We start from the raw sequence: 21881 nt of genomic DNA, 5'->3' as shown, positions 1-21881 counted from the left end.
ATCTTACTAACGAGCCCGGAGCCATCACTAACATAACCAACCAGCTCCTCCAGTTTCCAACTGAACCGGAGGTCATCTCTATGCTCAGGGAAAAGCTCTCCCAAGATGGGTCACCTGCTGCTCTCCGCATCCTAGCCAGTGTCGAATTCAAGCACCGGAACTTCCAAAGGGTGGTGGACCTCTATCAGCAGTTGGAAGCCCAACCCAGTGAGCAGCTGAACCTGGGACAGGATTTGCTGGCCGAAGGGGAGTGGGACCTTACCCAGCAACTTATGGAGAAAATCCTCGCCGATTCTGAGGCCTCGGCATTGTACGAACAGGCGGTCATGACGCTGGCCAGGATCTACGAGGAACGGAGTAAAATCCACCAGCTAGATCTGCCCCTGTCTGGTTTTTATCAAGGTAACCGCTTTTTCGCGCTACCGTATATCCGGGTCGAGGAACCTCAGCTCGAACCCTTACGCCAAGCAATGGTCCTGTACGATTCATTAATCACTACCTGGCGGAATCCACGGGCGCGATTGCGGCTCGGGGATATCAAGTATCGTATCCTTGATGATTTCGACGGAGCTATTGCTGACTTCCAGGCCATTCTTCTGAACCGCTCTGCTATTCAATACCACCCGGATGCTCTGCTGCGCCTGATTGACGTCTGGATTGCCAAAGGGGACCTGGAGGCGGCGGAGCAGGTCCGCCAGGAAGCCGGATCCCGGCTGAAAACTAAAGACCAGCTGAACCTGGTAGAGATCAAGGAAGTAGAACTGCTGTTCCTCTTTGGGGATCACGACTCATTGCTGGCCGCTATAGGGGAACGGATGGCCGTTCTGGGTCCCAACAACCCCTACTTCAACGATCTTATGGAACTGTCCGTCCTGGCGCTGCGGTTCCAGGACTGGCCGGAACAGTACCAGGCATTCGTATCGAGTGAGCATCTTCTGCGGCAGAACCGCCGCAGCGAGGCTATTGCCGTGCTCTCAGCCACGCTGGCAGAAGATCACACGCCCGTATCCCCCATCCTACAATACCGGCTGGCCCACCTCTATGCCCTACATGGGGACTACCGGGAGGCAGAGAGTCTGTGCCTTGCCATCCCCGGGGAAACGGAATTTTCGGAGCTCGGGTTGCTGCTGGCCGCCGAGCTGGCCGACTACCTACTGGCAAATACAGAGCTGGCTTCCAATCGCTACCTTTCTTTCTTGGATACCTTTCCGATGAGTATCTATGGCGACGCCATCCGCCTGCGTTACCGAGTGCTGAATCCGGAGGCGAATTGAGCAGTAGCGGCAATATATAAGAGCGCCAGAATGGAACTCAAGACGCCAGACAACATAAAAATTCGGGCTGCCAACGCCGACGATGCCCTAATTGGTACCCAATTGATATATCTCCCCATGGGCGAACTGGGAGACTTTCTGTTTGGTTTGGGCGAACCGGGAATGGCACAGGAGGTATTGGGAAAACTCTTCGCAGAAGCGTGCAACCTATTCAGCCACCAATTCGCCTATATAGCAATCAAAAGTGATCAGGTGGTGGGCCTGCTGCTGGCATATCCCGGCCCCCTGATCAGGAACCTGGCTCTGACAATGGCCAAGCAACTACTCAACATATATGGCGTCCCTAGAATGGGCCGCTTTATCTGGAACGCCGTGCCCCTGTCCAGGATCAGGGAACCGGCGCCCGACGAATATTTCATCAATACCTTAGCGGTCCTGCCTGACTACCAGGGCCAGGGCATTGGTACCCAATTGCTTGCCTATGCTGAGTATCAGGCCAAATCTGAGGGTATGCGTAAATGCGCCCTGGATGTCGATATTGAAAATGATGGGGCCTGCCGTCTCTATTCGCGCCTGGGTTATAGCATTGTGAACAGCGTCAGGAGCAAGCGGCTGATAAGGCGGATCGGACATCAGGGCCTTTATCGAATGGTTAAAATCTTAGCGTGATTCTCCCTGTAGACACGCCGACGCTGACAGACCCCGAGCGCGGAGATGAACCGAAGAGTGTTCATTATTACGAACCAGGGGCTTTCCATCAAGGAAGAGTGTCACTAGGTGAAGATTAGTACCAGAGATTGAGGGCTAAATGCTGGCAGCTAGCACTAGCAAATCATAACGTAGAACATGTTCAGGTCAGTTACTCTCGTCTTTATCCTTTGTCTGAATCTGTTGTGGCCGCAGAAGCTCCTCATTCCCATGGACGCGGTTCAGCGAGACCACCTGAAGGCCTACGGTGTGACCTTCTGGACTTTAAAACGGGACGTTAATGTGGAGTGGCTCCTTAATTATCGTGGGGGTGCCTTTCTGACTGATGCCCTGCCTGAGATTCAGCGGGAATGCCAGGTCAGGGGCGTTACCACCGAATCGGTTGATGCCGCTCAGCTGGGGCAGATCTACGCTACGATTGAAAACAACAACATGGATGTGATTCTCCTGGAGAAAGCCCCCCGCATCGCCGTCTATACCCCACCTAACAAGCAGCCATGGGACGATGCCGTTACCCTGGCCCTGACCTACGCCGAGGTGTCGTACGCTACCGTTTACGACGAGGAAGTCCTTTCAGGAGCCCTGTCGAAATATGACTGGATCCACCTGCACCACGAGGATTTTACGGGGCAGCACGGTAAGTTCTGGCGCAGCTACGCGAATGCCCCCTGGTACCGCCAGCAGGAACGGGAATATAATGCGTTGGCCCGGAGACTGGGCTTTCCTGACGTACCCGCCTTGAAAAAAACGGTGGCCTGGGCCATCAAAGAATATGTGGTACGCGGCGGGTTCCTGTTTGCCATGTGCTCGGCCACTGACAGCTGGGACATCGCCCTGGCTGCCCAGGAGGTGGATATTGCGGGCATCCCCTTCGACGACACTCCCGCAGATCCCAATGCCAATGCCAAGTTGGACTTTTCCAGGGGGGTTGCCTTCGAGAACTATCAGCTCTACACCGATCCTGCAATCTACGAATATTCCACCATTGACATACCACCGAGTCACCAACCTCTCGCACGCTCCGCTGAGAACGACTACTTCACCCTTTTCGAGTTCGCCGCCAAGTATGACCCCGTGCCCACCATGCTCACCCAGGATCACGTGGGCGTTATCAAGGGCTTCATGGGCCAGACCACCAACTTCCGGCGGAGCACCCTGAAGAAAAGCGTAGTCATCCTGGGAGAACGGGAAGGGACCGAGGAGGTGCGCTACATCCACGGTAACCTGGGCAAGGGCACCTTCACCTTCCTGGGCGGCCACGACCCGGAGGATTATCAGCACTTCGTGGGCGATCCACCCACCAACCTGGCCCTCCATCCCAACTCGCCAGGCTACCGCCTGATCCTCAACAACATTCTCTTCCCCGCCGCCCGCAAGAAAGAGCGGAAGACGTGAATCTTGGGGCTGGGGGCTTGGGGCTTGTTATGAACTTCGCATCAAGGACTACGGACAACTAACAATTCGAAACTGGAAACCAGGAATTTGTAGCTTGTAATTATGGAAACAATTTCCGTACGAACAACCAGCCGGGTGGAATTCGTGGAGATCACCGGCCCGGTGCGCCAGTGGCTCAAGCAGCAGGACGTTACCTCTGGGGTGCTGACCCTCTACGTACCCCACACCACCGCCGCCATCACCATCAACGAACATGCCGACCCCGACGTGATCCGTGACCTGACCATGGAGCTGAACAAGGTCATCCCCTTTGAGGACCGCTACCGTCACCTCGAGGGCAATGCCGCCGCCCATATCAAGTCTTCTATCATCGGTGCTTCCGTGCAGGTAATTGTTGATAATGGCGATCTGGTACTGGGCACCTGGCAGGGGATCTTCTTCGCCGAGTTCGACGGCCCCCGAATCAGGAAGGTACACCTACAGCTGGCTAGGGGCTGCTAACTCATAGCGGTCAGCCCTCAGCATCCAGAAGCCAGCATCCGAACTAGTCCAGCCTCTCTCGCCCCTGGAGGGTGAAAATCTGCTCGTACTCCCTCCCCTCAATGATCAGCGCTTCCTGCTCTTCATTCGGCATTGGTCGGTAGTGCTCGCACGCCTCCAGCACCAATGGCAAAAGGTGTAGGTCACTGGGAGTTGCCAGGGCGGTGATATCCTGTGACAGTACGAAGATCACCGCCCGCTGGATAATCTCGGGATTATCGAAAGGTCGATACCAAGTAGGATGGGACAGGGGATCATCGTCCCAGGATTGCCTTGCCACGGCCTTGATAACCTGCACGGCCACGCCGTGATCATTACAAATCTCGAGCAGGTTTTCGGCCTCTGCCCGGTACTGTGGGTCGGAATATAGGATGAAGTTAAGGGGGAACATGATGGCGTCAAAATCGAAGCGCCGGAGAGCTTCGCTCATCACCTGCGGTGCCGCCAGGCCGTGACCGGTGATACCGATAAACCTTATAAGCCCGTCCCGCCGGGCCGCGATCACCGCCTCCAGTGCGCCGCCGGGGGCAGTCACCTTGTCCAGCTCCGCCATGACATTCACGGCGTGGAACTGGTAGAGATCGATGACCTCCACCCCCATGCGTTCCAGTGAGCGACGCAGCTCGGCGGCGGCACCGTCTTGAGTGCGCTCAAGGGTCTTGCAGTTCAAGAAAAAGTGTTCTCGGTGTGCAGCAAGCCATGGCCGCAGGTGCTGCTCCGCCTCGCCGTAGGAAGGGGCCACGTCGATATGGTTAACCCCGTATGTAAGGAGCAATTCCAGAGCGGCGTCCGCCTCAGGTTGAGTGACCCGCCCAAGAGCACCGGCACCGAAGACGGCCACTGTGCTCTCGTGCCCGGTTTCTCCAAAGGAGCGTTTTTCCATATTATCACCCAAACATAATATGGATAATTAAATTATTATCAGTAGGCAGAGTTGACCTGCAAATTAGGTTCATATCGCTGTTGGTAAGATATTTCCTTCGCCCCTGTTCAGACAACAAAGGAAGTAGATCACTTATGAAAAGAGCTCTCCTGACTGCCCTTGCCCTATTTCCCATTATTTTGTTAACCTGCGTTGGTCCACCACCCACTGAGAAGATTACTCGCCTTCCCCGAACTATTCCGCCCGAAGAGCCCCTGCCCGTTGACCCGCAGGTGACAGCCGGCACCCTTGAAAATGGGGTGCGATACATGATCCGTGTGAACCGTAAGCCGGAGAAGCGGGCTGAGCTTCGGCTGGTGGTGAATGCCGGATCAGTGTTGGAGGATGATGACCAACAAGGACTGGCTCATCTGGCCGAACACATGGCCTTCAACGGTACGCGTCACTTTGCTAAACAGGAACTAGTGGATTATATGGAATCCATCGGCATGCGTTTCGGGCCGGAGCTGAACGCCTTCACCAGTTTTGATGAAACTGTTTATATGCTCACCGTCCCCACCGATAGCGCTGAAATGGTTGCCAAAGCCTTCCAGATCCTGGAAGACTGGGCCCATGGCATCAGTTTTGAAGATGAAGAGATTGAAAAGGAACGCGGCGTTGTCATCGAGGAATGGCGGCTGGGCCGGGGTGCGCAAGCCCGGATGCTCGACAAACAATTCCCGATCCTGTTCAAGGATTCTCAGTACGCGGTACGCCTGCCCATCGGTCAGAAGGCGGTGCTCGATACCTTTCATTATGCTGCGGTCAGGCGCTTTTACAACGACTGGTACCGCCCGGACCTCATGGCCGTCGTCGCTGTTGGTGATTTTGACAGGAACTGGATGGAAGGCTTAATCGAAAAGCACTTCAGCAAGCTAGCGCTGGTGGCTGATCCCCGCGAGAGGGTCTACTTCCCCGTTCCGGATCATGAAGAAACCCTGGCAGCCATCGCCTCCGACCCCGAAGCCACCGGCTCGCAGGTCAGTGTCTACTATAAGCAGGGGATTAAAGATGAAACCACCCATGGTGCTTATCGGGAGCGGATCACCCGAAGCCTGTATAACGCTATGTTGAATGAGCGCCTGGAGGAGCTTACCAAGAAGCCTGAGGCCCCGTTTCTATTTGGTTACTCCGGACAGGGCCGCTTTGTCCGCACGAAGGAGGTATACCTTTTGGGCGCAGCGGTAAGCGATAATGGGATTGAGCGGGGACTGGAAGCACTGCTGATTGAAGCCGACCGCGTCGCCCGACACGGATTTACAGCCTCGGAATTGAAGCGCCAGAAAATGGACCTGCTGCGGCAAATGGAGCGGGCCTTTCAGGAACGGGATAAGACCGAATCCAGTCGTTATACCAGTGAATACGTCCGTTATTTTCTGATTGGTGAGCCCACACCGGGAATCGAATACGAGTACGAATTACACAAGCGCTACCTGCCGGGCATCCAGGTGGAAGAGGTAAATAGGCTTGCTAGGGAATGGCTTACCGATCAAAACCGGGTCATCATGGTCAACATACCCGAAAAAGAAGGCGTCAATATTCCCGATGAACCCTCTCTCCTGGCAATCTTTGATACTGTGGAAGCGATGACGATTGATCCCTATCGCGAAGCCGTCTCTGCCGAGCCGCTGGTAGCAACGGTACCGAAACCGGTAGCTATCGTCGCTGAAGTCACAATGGCAGAACTGGGACTCCACGAATGGAAGCTGGCTAACGGTGTGCGGGTGCTCCTTAAGCCCACCGATTTCAAGAACGATGAAATCCTGTTCGTAGCCTACAGTGATGGGGGGACTTCTCTCATCAACGATGAGTCTCATGTGGCCGGACTGACGTCGGCGGATGTGATCAGCGAAGGCGGTATTGGTGCTTTCAATGACATCGAGCTCCAGAAACGGTTGGCGGGAAAAATGGTACGGGTCTCACCATTTATCAGTGAACTCCAGGAAGGTTTGACCGGCTCTTCATCGCCCCAGGACACAGAGACCATGTTCCAGCTCATCTATCTTTATTTCACTGCGCCGCGACAAGACAGCACAGCATTTATTGCTTTCAGAGAGCGAATAAAGGGCTATCTGGAGAACCGGAATGCCAGCCCGGAGGCGGCCTTTCAGGATACCACCCAAGTGACCCTGTCCCAACACCATTACCGGCGGCGCCCCTGGTCGCTGAAACTCCTGGACGAAATGGACCTGGAGAAGTCTTACAACTTCTACAAAGATCGCTTCGCCGATGCCAGTGACTTTATTTTCGTATTGGTGGGCAACTTCGATTTAGACGAGATCAAGCCTCTGATCCAAACCTACTTGGGCGGCCTACCCAGCTTGAATCGGGATGAAACCTGGAAGAATGTGGGGGTTTCGCCCCCCAAGGGGGTGATAACTAAGAAACTTCACAAGGGAATAGAACCGAAGAGTCTCACGCAGATCATTTTCACTGGCCCCTTTGAATGGAGTCGTCAGAACCGCTATGAGCTGGGATCCCTGGCCCGGGTTTTGCGCATCAAACTCAGGGAAGTATTGCGCGAAGACCTGGGGGGTACATATGGAGTCGGCGTCTGGGCAGCCCCATCTCACTACCCGGTCGAGCGCTACCGGCTAACAGTCAATTTTGGCTGTGACCCGGAGCGGGTCCAGGAATTAACGGACGTAGTGTTTGAACAGATTGATAGTCTGAAGACTTATGGCACAACAATGAAGTATCTCACGAAGGTTAAAGAAAGCCAGCGCCGGGAACGTGAAACCAACCTGAAGGAAAACGAGTTCTGGCTCGATATAATAGAGAGCTATGACTATAACGGAGAGGATTTCCGCGGCATCCTCAAATACGACGAGCTGGCGGACGCCTTATCTATGGAAGCAATTCAAAGCGCCGCCCGGAGATATCTAGTAATCGATAATTACGTGCGGGTGTCCCTCTATCCCGAAAAGGTGAGTGAGTAAACAAAGAAGGTTAGCACAAAGTCATTCAGCCACAACCTGCTACCTTATTGCCCGCAGGGAGTATCTACCAGGCATAAGCCTCGGGCGCTTCACCACCAGGCCCGGGCCAGATTTCGTCCAGCCGGGAAAGGCTCTCAGCGGAGAATTGGATTCCCAGTGCCCGGAGGCTGCCTTCTAGCTGGTCCATAGTCCGGGGTCCAATAATGGGGCAGGTTACACCGGGTTGATGGAGCAGCCACGCCAGAGCCACATCGGCCGGCTTCTCGCCGAGCTCCTTGCAGTACGATTCATAGGCTTCCAGCTGCGGGCGGATTTCTTCCACCTCCTGCCTGATCGCGTCGGAGGCCCGTCGCCCTTCGGTCAGCCTTTGCAGTGCGCCCGCCAGCTTGCCCCCTCCCAATGGACTCCAGGGAATGAGCCCCAGCCCATAGGCCCGGCAGGCAGGGATGACCTCCAGCTCAATAGTCCGCGCGGAAAGATTGTAGAGGCTCTGCTCGGAGACCAGCCCCATGAAATGGCGGGCGGACGCAATGCTGTTAGCCTGGACAATATGCCAACCAGCAAAGTTGCTGCTGCCTACATACAGCACCTTGCCCTCGTGCACCAGCTGCTCCATAGCCTGCCAGATTTCCTCCCATGGGGTTTCCCGGTCGATGTGGTGCATCTGGTAGAGATCGATATGATCGGTCCGCAGGCGCTGGAGGCTCTCTTCGCAGGCCCGGCGGATGTGGTAGGCCGATAGTCGGCGGTCATTGGGCCCTTCACCCATGTCACCATACACTTTGGTGGCCAGCACAATCTTTGCGCGACGCCCGCCTCCCTGGGTCAGCCAACGCCCGATGATCTGTTCGGTAAAGCCTTTACCCTTTTCCAAACCATAGGTATTGGCCGTGTCGAAGAGGTTGATTCCCAGCTCCAGGGCTCGGTCCATGATCTTGAAACTGTCGGCCTCGCTGGTGTAGGGGCCGAAATTCATCGTCCCCAGACAGAGCCGGCTGACCTTTAATCCTGAACGACCAAGGGTAGTGTATTCCATAGACACCTCTCCAAATTACTTGGCACGGGAAAAACTCAGCAGTTGCTGACAACCAGCCCGTGGATCACTCAGGCTATAGGACCTCAATGCCTCGCCGTTGCAGCTCCTGCTGATATACTTGATAATCCTCCCGGCTGAAGCAAACGAACCTCACCTCGTCGATAGAGGGTTCCTCAGCCAGAAAATCCTGCACCGTCTCAATGGCAATTGGCGCCGCCCTTTCGATAGGGAAGCCATAGGCGCCGGTGCTGATGGAGGGAAAAGCTATTGTCCTGACATCGCTGTCCACCGCCAGCTGCAGCGAGCTGCGATAGCAGGAAGCCAACAGCTCGGGCTCGCCTCTGCCACCGCCCCGCCAGACCGGGCCTACCGTGTGAATCACATATCGAGCAAGCAGCCGATACCCCCTCGTGATGCGCGCCTCGCCAGTGGGGCAGCCACCGATGGTGCGGCACTCCTCCAGCAGCTCCGGCCCGGCAGCTTGATGGATGGCACCATCCACGCCTCCCCCACCCAGCAGACGCTCGTTAGCAGCATTGACAATGGCATCTACCTGCTCCCGGGTAATATCGCCCTGAATCAATGTGACGCGCGCAGCCATATTAATCTGTCCTCCGTTTCAAAAGGAAATACTTACGCAGCCCTCGTAACCGAATTTAACATAGGGGCAAAGGCTGGATGGCAAAAAGGGGCTCACTTGCCACATAGCCAACGATGCTTGTAGATGGCCCTAAGGCCGCGCGGGTGTGAACCAGTACGTCGCTCCCGGCTTGGGCAGGAGCCAGTCTGCATCAGCCGGTAAATTGCGTTCAATGTACGGGATAAATGACCAGAGTCTGGTGGAGTAGAGAATCTGCCTGGGAGGCTTTAGAGGTGACCGGAAGAAGTTCTCCCAATGTCCCAGGATGACGTGGCGGGGCTGGTGATTCCGCAGGAAAGCACCGGGGTAGTCGGGTACCTGGAACCAGGATCCCACCGAAACAATGGCCAGGTCTATGCGGTGGGTATCCTGGGGTGCAAAGTCAGGTGGTGCGCCTAGGGGATAATGGCTGGTGGCATCCTGGAAATGGATGCGGAAGTCGATGGAACCTTCAGGGCTGAGAAAGTCAATCAAATAAGCGAAAGTCTCACCCTCTCTCCAGGCCCAGGCACATTTGGGCACCGCTTTTAATCCCTCCTTGACTTCCCCTCGCATCACGTGAATACCCAAGGCATGGGGCCCATGGTCGGATTCAATGGCCATGAAGCGGATCGTACTGTCAGCCACGTAGAACCATACCCCAGGGAGACCTTCCCGTGCCAGCTCCGTGTCTAGTACCTTCGTTCTCTTCCACAGGGATGAGTTGGCGGCGGCCATGATCCTGCCGACAGAAGCATTCCCGTAGATCGTCGCCTCTTGGTCAAAACTATAGGCCACATAGGGAACATCCAGCAGGTGGTCGTAATGGGCGTGGCCTATCAGAATAGCCTCCACCCTTACCTTCGGCCTATGTGGATGCAGCTGATTGATGAGAACGGTGTCAGCTGAGATATGCCAGAATCCAACCCGCAACAAGCCTGGATTAGAGTAGAGAGATCCCGTGAGTAGACCATACCCATCGCGCTGGAACAGGTAACCGCCGGTGCCAAGGTACTGCACCTGTATAACCTCACTATAGGGTAAGTCTGCCGGTGTCAGAGGCTCCAGGCCGGGATCGGGAGCAACACGGTAAGCCATACCGGCGCAGTTGAGGCTGAAAAGTAGGAGTAGCGCGATACCGGTGGCACGGTATAATCCGGCGAGCCGGTTGTTTCTTCTGATTTGAATCATGATATTAAAAATAGGCTTTGTTCATTTGTATTCAAAGCACGGCTGCGGCTCGGGCAGGTATTTTCGAATCAGCTCCTGCAGGGCCGGGATGCACTCCTTACCAAACCAGGGCCGCTCACTGAGCCAACGGCGATTGCGCGGCGAGGGGTGCGGCAGGGGAAACAGCCCATCCTCAAGATATTCCCTCCAGCGGGCTACCACATCGGATACCGGCCGCTTCTGATTCAGGTAGTAGGCCTGGGCATAGGTGCCCACCAGCAGGATGAGCTCCGGCGTGATGTATTCAAGAAATCCCGGGTGCCAGGTGGGGGCGCAGATGGCCGGCGGGGGCAGGTCCCCCTGTTTCTTCACCGTACCCGGGTAGCACAGAGCAGTGGGAATAATAGCGAAAATGGTAGGATCATAGAACTGTTCCCGCTTCACTCCCATCCACTCCCGGAGGTTGTCCCCACTGACATCATTGAACGGCAGTCCGGTCTCGTGCACCCGCTTCCCCGGCGCCTGACCTACAATCAACACCCTGGCGGATGGCTCCGCCACAAAGGCGGGACGGGGCTCGTGTTCAAAATATCGTCCCTGGCACAGGCGACAGGCACGCACCCGGTCAGTAAATGCTTGGTAAGACGGCTTCAATCCTCAGCCAATGCCCATTCCACTGCCATGTGAGCGTGCAGCGCGGTAGTATCGAACAGGGGCACTGACGCTTCCCCCGGCCTCACCAGCAGCGGGATTTCCGTACAACCCAGAATGACACCCTCGGCCCCTCGGGAAACCAACCGTTCCATGATCTCCAGGAAAGCCTTCCTTGAGGTAGGCCGCAGTTCCCCGTGGATCAGTTCATCAAAAATAACTTCATGCACCATCGTCCGGTCGGACTCATCGGGAATGATGATCTCCAGACCGTGTTGGGCGGTCAGCAGGCCCTTGTAGAAATCGTGCTCCATGGTGAAGCGGGTGCCCAGCAAGCCCACCCTCTTCAAAGCGGCGGCTTTGATAGCCCTGGCAGTGGCGTCAGCAATATGAAGCAGGGGAATAGTCACAGCGGCAGCCACCTGATCAGCCATCCGGTGCATGGTATTGGAACAAATGACCAGCCCTTCGGCGCCACCCCGTTCCACTTTCCGGGCTGCGTCCACCATGAGCGCCGTGGCCTCACCCCACCGGTCCTGATGTTGGAGAGTTTCCACCTCATGAAAATCAACGCTGACAAGAACTACTTTCGCCGAGTGACTGCCCCCCAGGCGGCGATGCACCTCTTCATTGATGATCCGGTAGTACTCCGCCGAGGATTCCCAACTCAATCCCCCGATGAGGCCGATAACTTTCATGGGCTGCCCTTAGCTGATAAGGAAACAGTCCTTCGGATTCGACCTGGTGCTTCCATGCTTTTACCCTGGAGCAAACACCGCCAAGTTTACGGTGAAGCCGCCCTGGTGGGGAAGGATTGCCCTTACTCCCATTGGAGAGGCTGAAGGCCAAACCCGCTTACTTGAAATAGAAATTGAAGGTGGCTCTAGCCAGTGTCGCACCTAGAAAAAGACTTGATTCATAGGACCAGTCGTCATCGTCTTCGTCATAATCCCAGTAGGCCCAGTTCATTAGAAGCTCACCACCAACGGAGAACTGGTTGGAGAAATAATACTCACTGCCATAACCCAGGCTCAGGCCGAAGATGTCAAACAAATCCCTGAGCTCCTTTTTTTCCTCAGAAGTCAGTTTTTTCCCATCCCTTTCTCCACTAACAAACGGGATTACATAAAACGCCTCTGCGACCGCATAGTGCTTTAGATTGCCTACCGGCGCACCATACCAGCGGCCTCCCACCTTGGGCATTACCAATCGAACGATCTCACTACGGGAATAGTAGTCGTAGGAATCATGCTCTTCAAACTTGCTGGTTACACGGACATAGCTCAGCCCACCGCTGGAAGGAACACTTGCCCATGCTGCCCCCTCGGCGCTGATCCAGGGAAAAACTGGGCGCCGGTGATGGGGCCACCGAGTCGAAAACTGACGTTTACGGGTTGGATCGCCCAAGTGCATGAGACCAAAACGAAAATCCCCGCCCAGACTGCCTTCATTTCTTTCATTGTAACCTCCCATTGTTTTCGCTACCCCAATATGCCAAGAGCGATAAACAGAGTTGTCACAATATTGTAAAAGAACTGTTAAAATCCGAACAGTCCAGAAAGTGGGGCCGGCCTAAGTCATCCGTCTGGCTGAGTAAATGCTAGTTTTCAGATAAGTGGGCAGGGGGAAGGTTGGCAGTGGTTGTGATGGATTTGGGAGGTGCTTTTAATCTCCCACCATGCTTACGGCTCCCTGGTCAAAGTTACGCACACCTTGGTGTAATACAGGCTGGTTCTGCCTTCGAAGCCTGAATCGGTCCCTACCAAAATCCAAAGGTTGCCACCCTCACTTGTGGTGACCTGGAAGGATTGCGACTTGCTGTCAAAGGACTTGATTTCATACACCGGATCCAGGCAGTCGGTGTTGGAATTGCCGATATGGCCCAGCACAATGGCATCCTTCCCTCCTGCCGCTTGATTACCCTTGTCGATATTCATATGGTAATAGCCCTCTTCCGCGATTGTGTCCGGTTCCATGATGGTGGCACCGGCTTTCAGATAAACAGATTCACCCGGCGGTCCACCGATACCGCCACACTGGGAGGGAGCATTCGTTGCGACGTCAATTTGAAATCTCACCTTGTATGCAGTATAAGGCTTCAGGTCCCAGACCAGCCGCTTGTTGAACATGAACAAATCGTCGCTATAGTTTTTCCCGGAGATGTACAAACCCCCGCCCGTCCCCAGGTTCGACGGCAAGTTTCTTTGTCCCCAGACAAGCTCAAAATCCGGCCAGCCGGTGGTGTCCACCGGGAAATCAGCAAAGCCACCTGCCCAGCCCTGTAGATCATCCCGCAAATCATAATCAAAAACATAATCGGGCTCCTCATCGCTGTAACAACCAACAAGGCCCCACAGCAGCATAAGTGAAATCATGGCTTTAGAGGACAGACGAAAATTCATGGCAGACCGCTTCTTTAACTTCTTTTATAATGCTATGCCTGACTTCTGTTCCTGGAGAGTCCCCACCCCGCTTTTCAAGTCACGGACCTGATAGCGTTCAAGGTTGATTCCACCTCGCTTGTGAAAAGTAACTCCTTCCGCTGCCAGCAGTGCCCGCTGGAGTCGTCCCGCGCCGAATTTTTCATCCAGGGAAATGCCGCCGCAGGCGCTGACCACCCGGTGCCAGGGCACATCCGAATCGTGAGGGAGGTTATGCAGGGCATAGCCTACCAGCCGGGCCGGGCCGGGCAGCCCAGCCGCCGCCGCTACCTGACCATAAGTGGCGACCCGGCCACTGGGAATGCAGCGCACCACCGCATAGACACGATGATAGAGTGAATCCGGCACTATTATGTGAATTCGGGGGCAATGCCCAGGAGCAGGGCGATTGTCAGCACCAGCCCGCTTCCCAACAGGCAGCCGGCCATCTTGCCCAGTGAAGTGGTGACCGGCTCGCGGGACTCCTCGATGCCCCTGTCACGCAGCCATTCGGCTATGCCGCCCTCGAAAAACCCGGCGATGCCGTCTGTGAGGGCGTCACCGACCACCCCGCCAGCAATGGCCCCGGCCACCCCGAACAGCATCCCACCCCACAGGGCGGGTATGGCAAGCAGGCCGGTGTCAAGCGCTCCGAAAATGAGGTCAGGCAGGGCACCTTTAAAGGACCGCCGGCCCAGCCATAAGCCTATAAGAGGCACCACACTGACAATTAACACTATCGGACCGATGGCAAACCTTTGCCTCAGGGTGACTACCCCGATGACAGCCACAATGATCCCGAATAGAGCGACGTAACCGGCTTTTCTGACCACAAGCAGTCTCCAGAGTTCAGCGATTGATTATTGTAATGATTCAGTTGCAGGTAAATCCCCGCAACCGCCACCCTAACTTAATTTGGCCACTTGACCAGGAGCTGGGTCAGACAGTGGCGTAGATGGTTAATTGCAGAGTTAAGGACCTTTGGCACTTGGCCTGAGACCTAATGAGACCTATTCGTCGCCCACAAACTCGATGCTGGCAATCTGGATGCGGGCGTTGAGACCATCGTTGGACTGGGTTCCGTCCAGGCCGTCTATCCACATTCGAAAGTGCTTGACATTATCCCAGTTCACCGTCTTATCACCCACACGTACGAAATAGGTGAGCGGTATGCGGAACAGTCGCCAACCCGTAGGTGTTCCATCAGAATACTCGGTGGCTTCTGCCATTAGGATTGGATCAAAATCCGGGTGGTTGGGATCGAGCTGGAAACTGAAGGTGAAGTAGTCATTTTGATCCTCGGGATGAATCCCGCCGAGTCTGTCCAAGTCCTCCGTATCAGGGTAGCTCCCCGCAGCAATCTGGCTATTGCCCTCAGTGCCATTGATATCATCATTCCGAGAACTATTAGGATCGAATGCTTTGGTAAAGGAGAAGTTATCGCCATTGGGATCGTCCAGATCAGCCCACGGTACCCGGGGGCCATCGTAAATAGCATCGACTACCCCGTCGTATATCATGCGGGCCACGCCTACTGAATCCTCGTCGGCGGTCTCATCACCATCATTATCAGCTCGAACAGCCTCGTCCTCGCTGGTGGTGCCATCGCCGTTGAAGTCCCCGCTCAGGCAGCCACCCATGCCGTCCTCGAACTCGTCAGGGCAACCATCCAGCCCCACATCCTCTCCTTCCTCCAACAGGCCGTTTCCTTCAGTGAAGCCGGAGACCGGCCGGTCCTCGGTATCGATCAATCCGTTGCTGTTGATATCCTCACTAATGCTACCCAAGTCAATATGCAGCTGGCCTTGGAACCCCTTTATCCAGATTTCAAAGAATTTGCTCAGGGTTTGGTCATAATCGCTGGTCAGAAGCGGATAAGTCACCCCGCCCCATAGAGAATCAGTGACGATCCCGTCGTATCCTCCCTCAAATAGTGCATCAACGACCAGGACAAGGGTGGTCAGGTTCCTGGCCCGGATTGATGTTTGCATTTGGGGCCAGATGTCATTGGTGTTCACCTCGACGTAAGGGTTCCACCAGGCCAGTTTCCGGCGATCGCCCAAGCGTTTCCCTACCGGCGGAGCGGCCTGTCGCCAGTTATAGTACTGCATGAAGGGATTAATCACCGGCTCTTCAGTTTCAACTTCTTCTTCTCTAAAACACCCAGTATTGATCAGCATACCCAATACTAGGAACAGGTATAGCGGGGTGATCTTTTTACACATAACCGAGAGTCTCCTAGCCGAACCGCACCTCATCCGAAAGTTCGTCCATGTCGTTCGCTCGGTAAGGGAAGTAGGTCACTAGCTGACCGCCCAGGATCTGGATGCCTTCGACAAGTCCCTCGCGGTAGCGCTCTTCCCGGAAGTGATCTGCCATCGCCGCTACCGTCTCATCCCAGAAGCCTCCGGGCACCTTCTCGTTGATACCCCGGTCCCCCAGGACAGCGAATTTCCGGCTGTTGACGAAGATGACCACCAGGATGGCGTTCCGCTCCCGGGTATTGTAGAGCTTCAGCCGGTTGAACACCCTACGGCCTTCTTTGTAGGGATCGCCCCGGCAGACTACCTGGAAGCTGACCACCAGCTCACCGCTGGTCTTTTTCTCGAAGGTCTTGATAGCCGTATCAATGGCCATGAAGTCGTCATCGCTAAGCAGCTGCCGGACGTATGTTTCCACCTTGTTCATCACCAGCCTCCTCCGGCCCCGCCGCCGCCAAAGCCACCACCACCGGCACCGAAGCCTCCAAAACCACCCCCGCGGAAGCTGCCAAAGCCGCCGGAATGTCGGCCCATCCCGCTGCCCAGGGACAGTAAGAAGAGGGCCGGCAATATACCGCCCCGGCCACCACGGCTCAGCAACAGAAAGAAAAAGATCATCATGAAAATCAGACCTACGCCGCCACTCCAACCCCGCTGCCGGGGCACCCGCTTGGACTGCCGCAGGGCTTCATATTCGCCACCCACGGCGGCAATTATTGCGTCCGTGGCCAGGTTCAGGCCCTTGAAATACTCCCCCTCCCTGAAGTGCGGATTGATGAGGTTCAAACGGAGGTCATTCACCAGGGCATCAGGCAATGCGCCTTCCAGGCCATAGCCCACTTCCAGGCGCATTTTCCTATTCCGCAGGAATACGGTAATAAGCACCCCGTTGTCACGCCCCGCCTGGCCGACTTGCCACATCTCAGCAATGCGGATGGAGATATCGTTCAGTTCCTCCCCTTCCAGACCCTCAAAGGTGGCAATGACCAGCTGGTTGGAGGTAGCCTCCTCCCACGCAGCCAGCTTGCGCTCCAGATAGGCGGTTTCCTGCTGGCTGAGCAGGTGAGCATAGTCGTTCACCCGCGCGGCGGGCTTGGCCGGAAAATTCAGCTTAGCCGCAGCAAAAGATGCGGCCAAGCAGAGAATAACCGGCAGGTAACCGATAGGCAATCGGCGAGGGCGCATAATATCAATCCGAGCGAAATATGACTAAAACTGGACCCGGGGTGCCTCCTCCGCACCCTCCTGAGCCTCGAAGTAAGTCCGCGACTGGAAACCGCTCATTCCGGCCACGATGCTGCCGGGAAAGAGGCGAATGGCGGTGTTATAGGTTCGGGCGGCCTCATTGAATCGCCGCCGCTCTACCGCAATACGGTTCTCCGTACCCTCCAGCTGGGCCTGGAGATTCAGGAAATTCTGGTTAGCCCGCAGCTGGGGATAGTTTTCCACCACTACCATCAGGCGGCTCAAGGCGCTGCTGAGTTCCCCCTGCACTGCCTGGAACTGCTGGAAACGCTCAGGGTCGTCGAGAATCCCCTCCATATTGATATTGTTAACCTGTGATCGGGCCTCGGTGACGGCCGTATAGGTCTCCCGCTCGAAACCGGCCACCCCCTTCACCGTTTCCACCAGGTTGGGGATCAGGTCCGCCCGCCGCTGGTAGACGTTCTCCACCTGGCTCCAGGCCGTCTTTACACCCTCGTCCTTGGCGACGAAGCCGTTGCGGGTACTCACATACCACCGTCCGAGCAAAAGCAGGACGATGACCACGACGATAAGAATGATCCAACCTTTTCGCATATTACTCACACTCCTTTAATAATGGACCGTTTGTTCAATAAATCTAATAATACTTTACCGCTCCGGCACCTTGTGTAGGGCAAGTGGTTGCTAGCTGGCCATTTCTCAGACTGGGTGCCGCGCGACTCTCCGGGGCGGCAGCCGCAACCAACGTACCCTCTTTTAGGACCCATCAGCTCGCCGCTGCCAGGTATGATCAGCCAGAACCGAGGCCCGAAGCAGGCATTCGTCACCCAGATGAGTTAAAGTCATGACCGTCCTGGCCTGGTTCATGGTAATCACAAAGCGGTCGGTGGTAGAAGGACAGGCCACGGGACCAATTTCATCAGCGAGGGACAGGGAATTCCCCGTCACAGCCCAATACCCCCGCACCAGCAGATCATCGCTTCCTTCCAGGAGATGGCTATACGCACCTTGTGGATCCCGCACTTCATACACCTGACCCTCTGTTTCGCTTTCAAAGGTGAGCGTGACACCCGAGGTGATGTTCCACCATGTTCCGATAAGGTCATCAGGATCAATGGTATCGCTGGTCGAATCGCCGCACCTTGGTACCATGAACAATAAACCTGTAAGGGCCACGAGCAGGTACACTTTGCGCTGTAGAATCACGGTAGTTGACCTCCATTGGGTGATAAGCAGGTCCTCCCGGGCCAGGCCCGCTCCCGCTTCAATATGCCCAGTGAATCTGACAATATCCCCACTTTAATGCCCATTCTCTTTCCCGATGCCATGGCACCGCTTTCGACACTTACTTGACAAGCTCTGAGATGAAAACCAACTCGAATCCCCGGTCTTTTAGCTTGGGAATCTCTTCCGACAGTACCTCCAGGGTATTCAGATGACTGGATCCTACATGGGCGATCCCGATAGCAACGCCAGTGTTCTCGGCCTTAGCAGCCAGTTGGGCGAGTTGTCGGCGGACATAATTCGGGTCATCTACATTATCTAAAAACAAATGCCGACCGATAGCAGGAACGCCCTTTTTCTCCATGATCTCCTGGGCCCGGGTATCGGGAGTGGTGTAGCTGTCCACGAAGTACTTGCCCCTGCTTTTAAGCTCGGCGGCCAGAACATCGAGCAAAACGGTATCCAAGGTGGCCAGGGAGCCCTCATGGTTATTCATGCCCACTGCTTGGGGTATTTCTTGGAAAGCTCGCCTGATCCGAGCCTGGGCTTCGTCCTTTTCCATGCCGTACAGCAGGATGAACTCTTCCTCATCCCGGCCGTTATAGTTTTCCGGTTCCATGGGCATATGGATGATCACCTCATGACCTGACCGGGCTGCTTCCTCAGCCAGAATCCGGGAATAGCGATGCCCGGGAATTACCGAAAAGGTGAGCTTCTCCTTCATACTCATGAACCCGGCAGTGAGACGATTGCGGATGTAACCGAAATCATCGACGATGATGCCAATGCGCCCACGGATTGTACCCGCCAGCATCTCTCCCTTCAATCCCGGCGCAAAGATTAGACGCACCACAACGTGCCGCTGCCGGGAACTCAACTCCACATAGAGCTCCCGACGCTCCTCAAATTTCACCGCCGAGGTTAAGACCAGATCATAGCGCTCCATGATACGTCGTAACAGAAGCATCAGGTCATCCGAAGACATGGTAGGCGGATGGCCAAACCGTATCGCCCCGTTTTTCTCAATCACCGGCGACCGCGCGAGTCCGATTTCTTCGAGCTCAGCCACCACATCGGAACGCAATTGGGGAACCTCCCGCTGGACATGCCGCTGCTCCGTCATCCAGGAGAAGACCGTATGCCATGCCACAAACCCCAAGGCAGCAATCACCAGCGATATGAAGAGGATTGTGAGTATCCTGGGCTGTACATCCTTCAAAGGCTTACTCAGGGACATTCCACACAATTCCTTTTCGGATCGTTTATCTCCAATTAAAAGGTGGTTAGCTGAACTGTTGGAATTGCCGTCACCGCAATTTCAGGGGCAACCAGGCCTAAGCTATAGCCACCGACTGAGCGACACCATATACGGCTGACCCAGGGCCCGGTTCTGGTAGCCGTAGGCAGAGGACACCGCCCACCGACGGTAAACCAGTTGAAATCCCACCGCCAGGAGAGGAGCGGTGTTCTCCCAGCGGATACCGGCCATAAGCCGCAGAAACCGCCCCGAACAATGCCAGCCTGCACTCGGAAGGATACCCTGCTGCTCATCAAACCACAGATCAAAGGACAGATAGCTTTTCTTCAGGGGCGTTTTGACAGCCACCCCCGCACCGGCGCGGAGGGCCACCGGGTCCCGCTCCTGGTCCAGTGCCTCCCCCACACCCAGGTTGGTGACGGTAAGGCCCCACCGCAACCACAACAGGGCCTCTCCCTGCCAGCCCGCTGACAACCATAGTCCTCTAGCCGAGTATTCGAAAATCCGCTGATACGCGAAGGTCAAACCCCAGCCAAGCTTGGTGGTGCCCAACCGCCATCCCTGGATAAGGGTTACTGACAGTAGGCGCGCGCTAAAATAAGCCAGGGGCTCAGCAGTGGGTACTTCTCCCCGGAGCTCGATCTCATCTTCGGTCATTGACCTCAGGATCAGCTGCACAGGTCTGGACCGCCTATAGCTCTGCCATCGCACACCATACCCGACTAGGTCGCCGAACATCCGGAGATACCCAAATTCCACCGCCTCCCTCCCCAGACCCCATACATGCGCCGGACTGACAGTAGACAGAGATATGTCTCCAGGAAGAGCGGTGCCACTGCCTGCCAGTGCCAGGGCGGTTGCAGATCCGGGCAAGTGAGAGGCTCGCCAGCCAAGGGCGAAAAGGGACTGGACCGCCGTCAAGCCTATCAGAATTGTAGTCAGTATCCTCAACTGCATGAGCCTTTCACGGACTGGCATCATCAAAGGCTAAAAATCCAGGTAAACAGGTGACCCATTCCTTCGCTGGACTTCCCAAAGGAAAGGCTGTAGTCTACTCTGCTATCAAAGCGCTGGCGGATGGAGTAGCGCAGACCCGCACCCAGGGTGGGCGTCGTTTGTTCCAATCCACCCCGTATGAAATATCGTTCAGCCAACAGGTCCTCTACCGCAAAACGGGAAACAGGCACCAGGCTGCCGTACCCAACACGCTTGCCTTCCTTTATCTTTGGCACCATCACCTCCGTCTGGCCAAAGAAAGTAAAATGTCGCCAGGGCAAGCGAGTACCGACACTCACAATGAGGGGGAGATGATCCATATATTTCCGCTTACCTTGAGATGCTGCTACTTCCCAAGAATAGGTGCCGGTGACGTTTTGCATCTTGAGCGCAAGATTAAATCCACCGGGCCGGTGGTAGAACAAGCCCAGATCGAGGGCGAAGCCTGTGCTACCTTCATCAGCCAGGTCAATAAACAACAGTTTAGCGTTGAGACCTACACTAATGGTCGGATTAAGACGATTGGCAAAAGAGAGAACCACCATGTTTTCGCCATAGGCCAACATCTCAGTGGTTTGCCCAATGCTGTTGCGTCCCTGGATGTTATCGTCGCCGGCCCGCTGATAGCTGAGGCCGACCGCCGCTGTTGGCGGCAGCCCCACAGCCAGGCTAAGGCTTTGAACGGACCGGTCCAGGGGCAAAGTCATATAGGATAGCCCCACTTCCCGCCGCTGGACATAGACCAGGCTGGCAGGATTGGTCAGGGCGAGGTAGCCCGAGTTGACCTCAGCTACCAGGGCACCGGCCAGTGCTACACTGCGGGCATCACTACCAACCCGCGCGAAGGCTCCCGCGTAACCACCCGTGGCCGGTCCTCCTCCCCATAGCAGGGTTACGGCTGTTAGAACAGCCAGCGGCCACCTCATTTGATCACCACTACCTTCGTCCAGTATTCAGCCTGGCCGAGTCGCAGTCGGCAGTAATAGACCCCGTTGGCCACCTGATAACCGGCCTCATTACGACCGTCCCACACCATGCTGAAGTCCCCGGCGCCAGCGGCGGGAGGTCGTGTTTCCGTCAAGGACACAACCGGATCCATGGCGAAATCATAGATGGAAACCCGTGCCGTCTCTCTGGCCTCGGCCGTGGTCTTGTGGTATTGAAATCGCACGTGGCCAGCGCCATCCCGCAAATTGTCTTCCGCCAGGTAGAAGGGATTGGGGTAAGCATAAAAACGCACCTCCCCCGGAGTGGATGTGGAT

At 55.6% G+C, this 21881-nt stretch carries 24 protein-coding genes; 5 read left to right on the top strand and 19 right to left on the bottom strand.

The window, feature by feature from the left end; genetic code table 11:
* From ACETWG_03485 to ACETWG_03470, 4 genes are all read left to right on the top strand, one after another.
* The coding region (locus ACETWG_03485) for a tetratricopeptide repeat protein (protein ID MFB0515649.1) at window positions 1-1274 on the top strand (1274 nt) is incomplete at its 5' end.
* Window positions 1275-1304: 30 nt separating this feature from the next.
* Window positions 1305-1943, top strand: a complete 639-nt coding sequence (locus tag ACETWG_03480; GenBank protein ID MFB0515648.1) for a GNAT family N-acetyltransferase — start codon at window positions 1305-1307, stop codon at window positions 1941-1943.
* 177 nt (window positions 1944-2120) lie between these two features.
* Complete coding sequence (locus ACETWG_03475; protein ID MFB0515647.1) at window positions 2121-3377, top strand: asparagine synthetase B; 1257 nt, start codon at window positions 2121-2123, stop codon at window positions 3375-3377.
* A gap of 99 nt (window positions 3378-3476) precedes the next feature.
* Window positions 3477-3878, top strand: coding sequence for a secondary thiamine-phosphate synthase enzyme YjbQ (locus ACETWG_03470; GenBank protein ID MFB0515646.1), 402 nt, complete (start codon window positions 3477-3479; stop codon window positions 3876-3878).
* Between the two features lie 43 nt (window positions 3879-3921).
* Here ACETWG_03470 and ACETWG_03465 read toward each other — a convergent pair whose 3' ends face one another.
* Window positions 3922-4800, bottom strand: a complete 879-nt coding sequence (locus ACETWG_03465; protein MFB0515645.1) for an aldo/keto reductase — start codon at window positions 4798-4800, stop codon at window positions 3922-3924.
* Window positions 4801-4934: 134 nt separating this feature from the next.
* Between ACETWG_03465 and ACETWG_03460 the strand changes: the two genes are divergently transcribed.
* On the top strand, window positions 4935-7778 hold the full coding sequence (locus tag ACETWG_03460) for a M16 family metallopeptidase (protein ID MFB0515644.1): 2844 nt from the start codon (window positions 4935-4937) through the stop codon (window positions 7776-7778).
* A 64-nt stretch (window positions 7779-7842) separates the two neighbouring features.
* Here the strand turns inward: ACETWG_03460 and ACETWG_03455 are convergent, their stop codons facing one another.
* The 18 genes from ACETWG_03455 to ACETWG_03370 form a co-directional block, all read right to left on the bottom strand.
* A complete protein-coding gene (locus tag ACETWG_03455) occupies window positions 7843-8814 on the bottom strand; it encodes an aldo/keto reductase (protein ID MFB0515643.1) in 972 nt (323 codons plus the stop codon).
* A gap of 73 nt (window positions 8815-8887) precedes the next feature.
* Entirely contained in the window at window positions 8888-9415 is a 528-nt protein-coding gene (locus tag ACETWG_03450) for an O-acetyl-ADP-ribose deacetylase (protein ID MFB0515642.1), read from the bottom strand.
* A 129-nt stretch (window positions 9416-9544) separates the two neighbouring features.
* Window positions 9545-10624, bottom strand: a complete 1080-nt coding sequence (locus tag ACETWG_03445; protein ID MFB0515641.1) for an MBL fold metallo-hydrolase — start codon at window positions 10622-10624, stop codon at window positions 9545-9547.
* Window positions 10625-10645: 21 nt separating this feature from the next.
* Window positions 10646-11257, bottom strand: coding sequence for a uracil-DNA glycosylase family protein (locus ACETWG_03440; GenBank protein ID MFB0515640.1), 612 nt, complete (start codon window positions 11255-11257; stop codon window positions 10646-10648).
* On the bottom strand, window positions 11254-11952 hold the full coding sequence (locus ACETWG_03435; GenBank protein MFB0515639.1) for an aspartate/glutamate racemase family protein: 699 nt from the start codon (window positions 11950-11952) through the stop codon (window positions 11254-11256). The genes ACETWG_03440 and ACETWG_03435 overlap by 4 nt, the downstream gene beginning before the upstream one ends.
* 157 nt (window positions 11953-12109) lie before the next feature.
* Window positions 12110-12727, bottom strand: a complete 618-nt coding sequence (locus tag ACETWG_03430) for a hypothetical protein (GenBank protein MFB0515638.1) — start codon at window positions 12725-12727, stop codon at window positions 12110-12112.
* Window positions 12728-12936: 209 nt separating this feature from the next.
* Entirely contained in the window at window positions 12937-13656 is a 720-nt protein-coding gene (locus tag ACETWG_03425) for a hypothetical protein (GenBank protein MFB0515637.1), read from the bottom strand.
* 24 nt (window positions 13657-13680) lie between these two features.
* On the bottom strand, window positions 13681-14043 hold the full coding sequence (locus ACETWG_03420; protein MFB0515636.1) for an MGMT family protein: 363 nt from the start codon (window positions 14041-14043) through the stop codon (window positions 13681-13683).
* A gap of 2 nt (window positions 14044-14045) precedes the next feature.
* Entirely contained in the window at window positions 14046-14507 is a 462-nt protein-coding gene (locus tag ACETWG_03415; protein ID MFB0515635.1) for a hypothetical protein, read from the bottom strand.
* A 177-nt stretch (window positions 14508-14684) separates the two neighbouring features.
* Entirely contained in the window at window positions 14685-15899 is a 1215-nt protein-coding gene (locus ACETWG_03410) for a hypothetical protein (GenBank protein ID MFB0515634.1), read from the bottom strand.
* Window positions 15900-15912: 13 nt separating this feature from the next.
* Entirely contained in the window at window positions 15913-16362 is a 450-nt protein-coding gene (locus tag ACETWG_03405) for a TPM domain-containing protein (GenBank protein MFB0515633.1), read from the bottom strand.
* Entirely contained in the window at window positions 16362-17120 is a 759-nt protein-coding gene (locus tag ACETWG_03400; protein MFB0515632.1) for a YgcG family protein, read from the bottom strand. Before ACETWG_03400 ends, ACETWG_03405 begins: the two co-directional genes overlap by 1 nt.
* A gap of 24 nt (window positions 17121-17144) precedes the next feature.
* Window positions 17145-17735: a LemA family protein gene (locus ACETWG_03395; GenBank protein MFB0515631.1), complete on the bottom strand. Its 591-nt coding sequence runs from the start codon at window positions 17733-17735 to the stop codon at window positions 17145-17147.
* 162 nt (window positions 17736-17897) lie between these two features.
* Complete coding sequence (locus ACETWG_03390; protein MFB0515630.1) at window positions 17898-18347, bottom strand: hypothetical protein; 450 nt, start codon at window positions 18345-18347, stop codon at window positions 17898-17900.
* A gap of 139 nt (window positions 18348-18486) precedes the next feature.
* A complete protein-coding gene (locus tag ACETWG_03385) occupies window positions 18487-19602 on the bottom strand; it encodes a divergent polysaccharide deacetylase family protein (protein ID MFB0515629.1) in 1116 nt (371 codons plus the stop codon).
* A gap of 102 nt (window positions 19603-19704) precedes the next feature.
* Window positions 19705-20580 carry a hypothetical protein gene (locus ACETWG_03380; GenBank protein ID MFB0515628.1) on the bottom strand — a complete coding sequence of 292 codons (876 nt, stop codon included), beginning with the start codon at window positions 20578-20580 and terminating at the stop codon, window positions 19705-19707.
* Window positions 20581-20603: 23 nt separating this feature from the next.
* Window positions 20604-21545, bottom strand: a complete 942-nt coding sequence (locus ACETWG_03375; protein ID MFB0515627.1) for a hypothetical protein — start codon at window positions 21543-21545, stop codon at window positions 20604-20606.
* The coding region (locus ACETWG_03370) for a FlgD immunoglobulin-like domain containing protein (GenBank protein MFB0515626.1) at window positions 21542-21881 on the bottom strand (340 nt) is incomplete at its 5' end. The genes ACETWG_03375 and ACETWG_03370, both read right to left, overlap by 4 nt.

The sequence above is a fragment of the Candidatus Neomarinimicrobiota bacterium genome, assembly GCA_041862535.1.
Lineage (GTDB): Bacteria > Fidelibacterota > Marinisomatia > SCGC-AAA003-L08 > TS1B11.
The sequence above is the reverse complement of the archived record's forward strand: the minus strand, read 5'-3'. Positions and strand labels throughout refer to the sequence as shown.

Bases quoted from the DNA above. Each gene is read 5' to 3' on its own strand.
- ACETWG_03480 (MFB0515648.1), top strand. From the start codon at position 1,305: ATGGAACTCAAGACGCCAGACAACATAAAAATTCGGGCTGCCAACGCC.
- ACETWG_03475 (MFB0515647.1), top strand. From the start codon at position 2,121: ATGTTCAGGTCAGTTACTCTCGTCTTTATCCTTTGTCTGAATCTGTTG.
- ACETWG_03465 (MFB0515645.1), bottom strand. From the start codon at position 4,800: ATGGAAAAACGCTCCTTTGGAGAAACCGGGCACGAGAGCACAGTGGCC.
- ACETWG_03460 (MFB0515644.1), top strand. From the start codon at position 4,935: ATGAAAAGAGCTCTCCTGACTGCCCTTGCCCTATTTCCCATTATTTTG.
- ACETWG_03455 (MFB0515643.1), bottom strand. From the start codon at position 8,814: ATGGAATACACTACCCTTGGTCGTTCAGGATTAAAGGTCAGCCGGCTC.
- ACETWG_03450 (MFB0515642.1), bottom strand. From the start codon at position 9,415: ATGGCTGCGCGCGTCACATTGATTCAGGGCGATATTACCCGGGAGCAG.
- ACETWG_03445 (MFB0515641.1), bottom strand. From the start codon at position 10,624: ATGATTCAAATCAGAAGAAACAACCGGCTCGCCGGATTATACCGTGCC.
- ACETWG_03435 (MFB0515639.1), bottom strand. From the start codon at position 11,952: ATGAAAGTTATCGGCCTCATCGGGGGATTGAGTTGGGAATCCTCGGCG.
- ACETWG_03430 (MFB0515638.1), bottom strand. From the start codon at position 12,727: ATGGGAGGTTACAATGAAAGAAATGAAGGCAGTCTGGGCGGGGATTTT.
- ACETWG_03425 (MFB0515637.1), bottom strand. From the start codon at position 13,656: ATGAATTTTCGTCTGTCCTCTAAAGCCATGATTTCACTTATGCTGCTG.
- ACETWG_03410 (MFB0515634.1), bottom strand. From the start codon at position 15,899: ATGTGTAAAAAGATCACCCCGCTATACCTGTTCCTAGTATTGGGTATG.
- ACETWG_03405 (MFB0515633.1), bottom strand. From the start codon at position 16,362: ATGAACAAGGTGGAAACATACGTCCGGCAGCTGCTTAGCGATGACGAC.
- ACETWG_03400 (MFB0515632.1), bottom strand. From the start codon at position 17,120: ATGCGCCCTCGCCGATTGCCTATCGGTTACCTGCCGGTTATTCTCTGC.
- ACETWG_03395 (MFB0515631.1), bottom strand. From the start codon at position 17,735: ATGCGAAAAGGTTGGATCATTCTTATCGTCGTGGTCATCGTCCTGCTT.
- ACETWG_03385 (MFB0515629.1), bottom strand. From the start codon at position 19,602: ATGTCCCTGAGTAAGCCTTTGAAGGATGTACAGCCCAGGATACTCACA.
- ACETWG_03380 (MFB0515628.1), bottom strand. From the start codon at position 20,580: ATGCAGTTGAGGATACTGACTACAATTCTGATAGGCTTGACGGCGGTC.
- ACETWG_03375 (MFB0515627.1), bottom strand. From the start codon at position 21,545: ATGAGGTGGCCGCTGGCTGTTCTAACAGCCGTAACCCTGCTATGGGGA.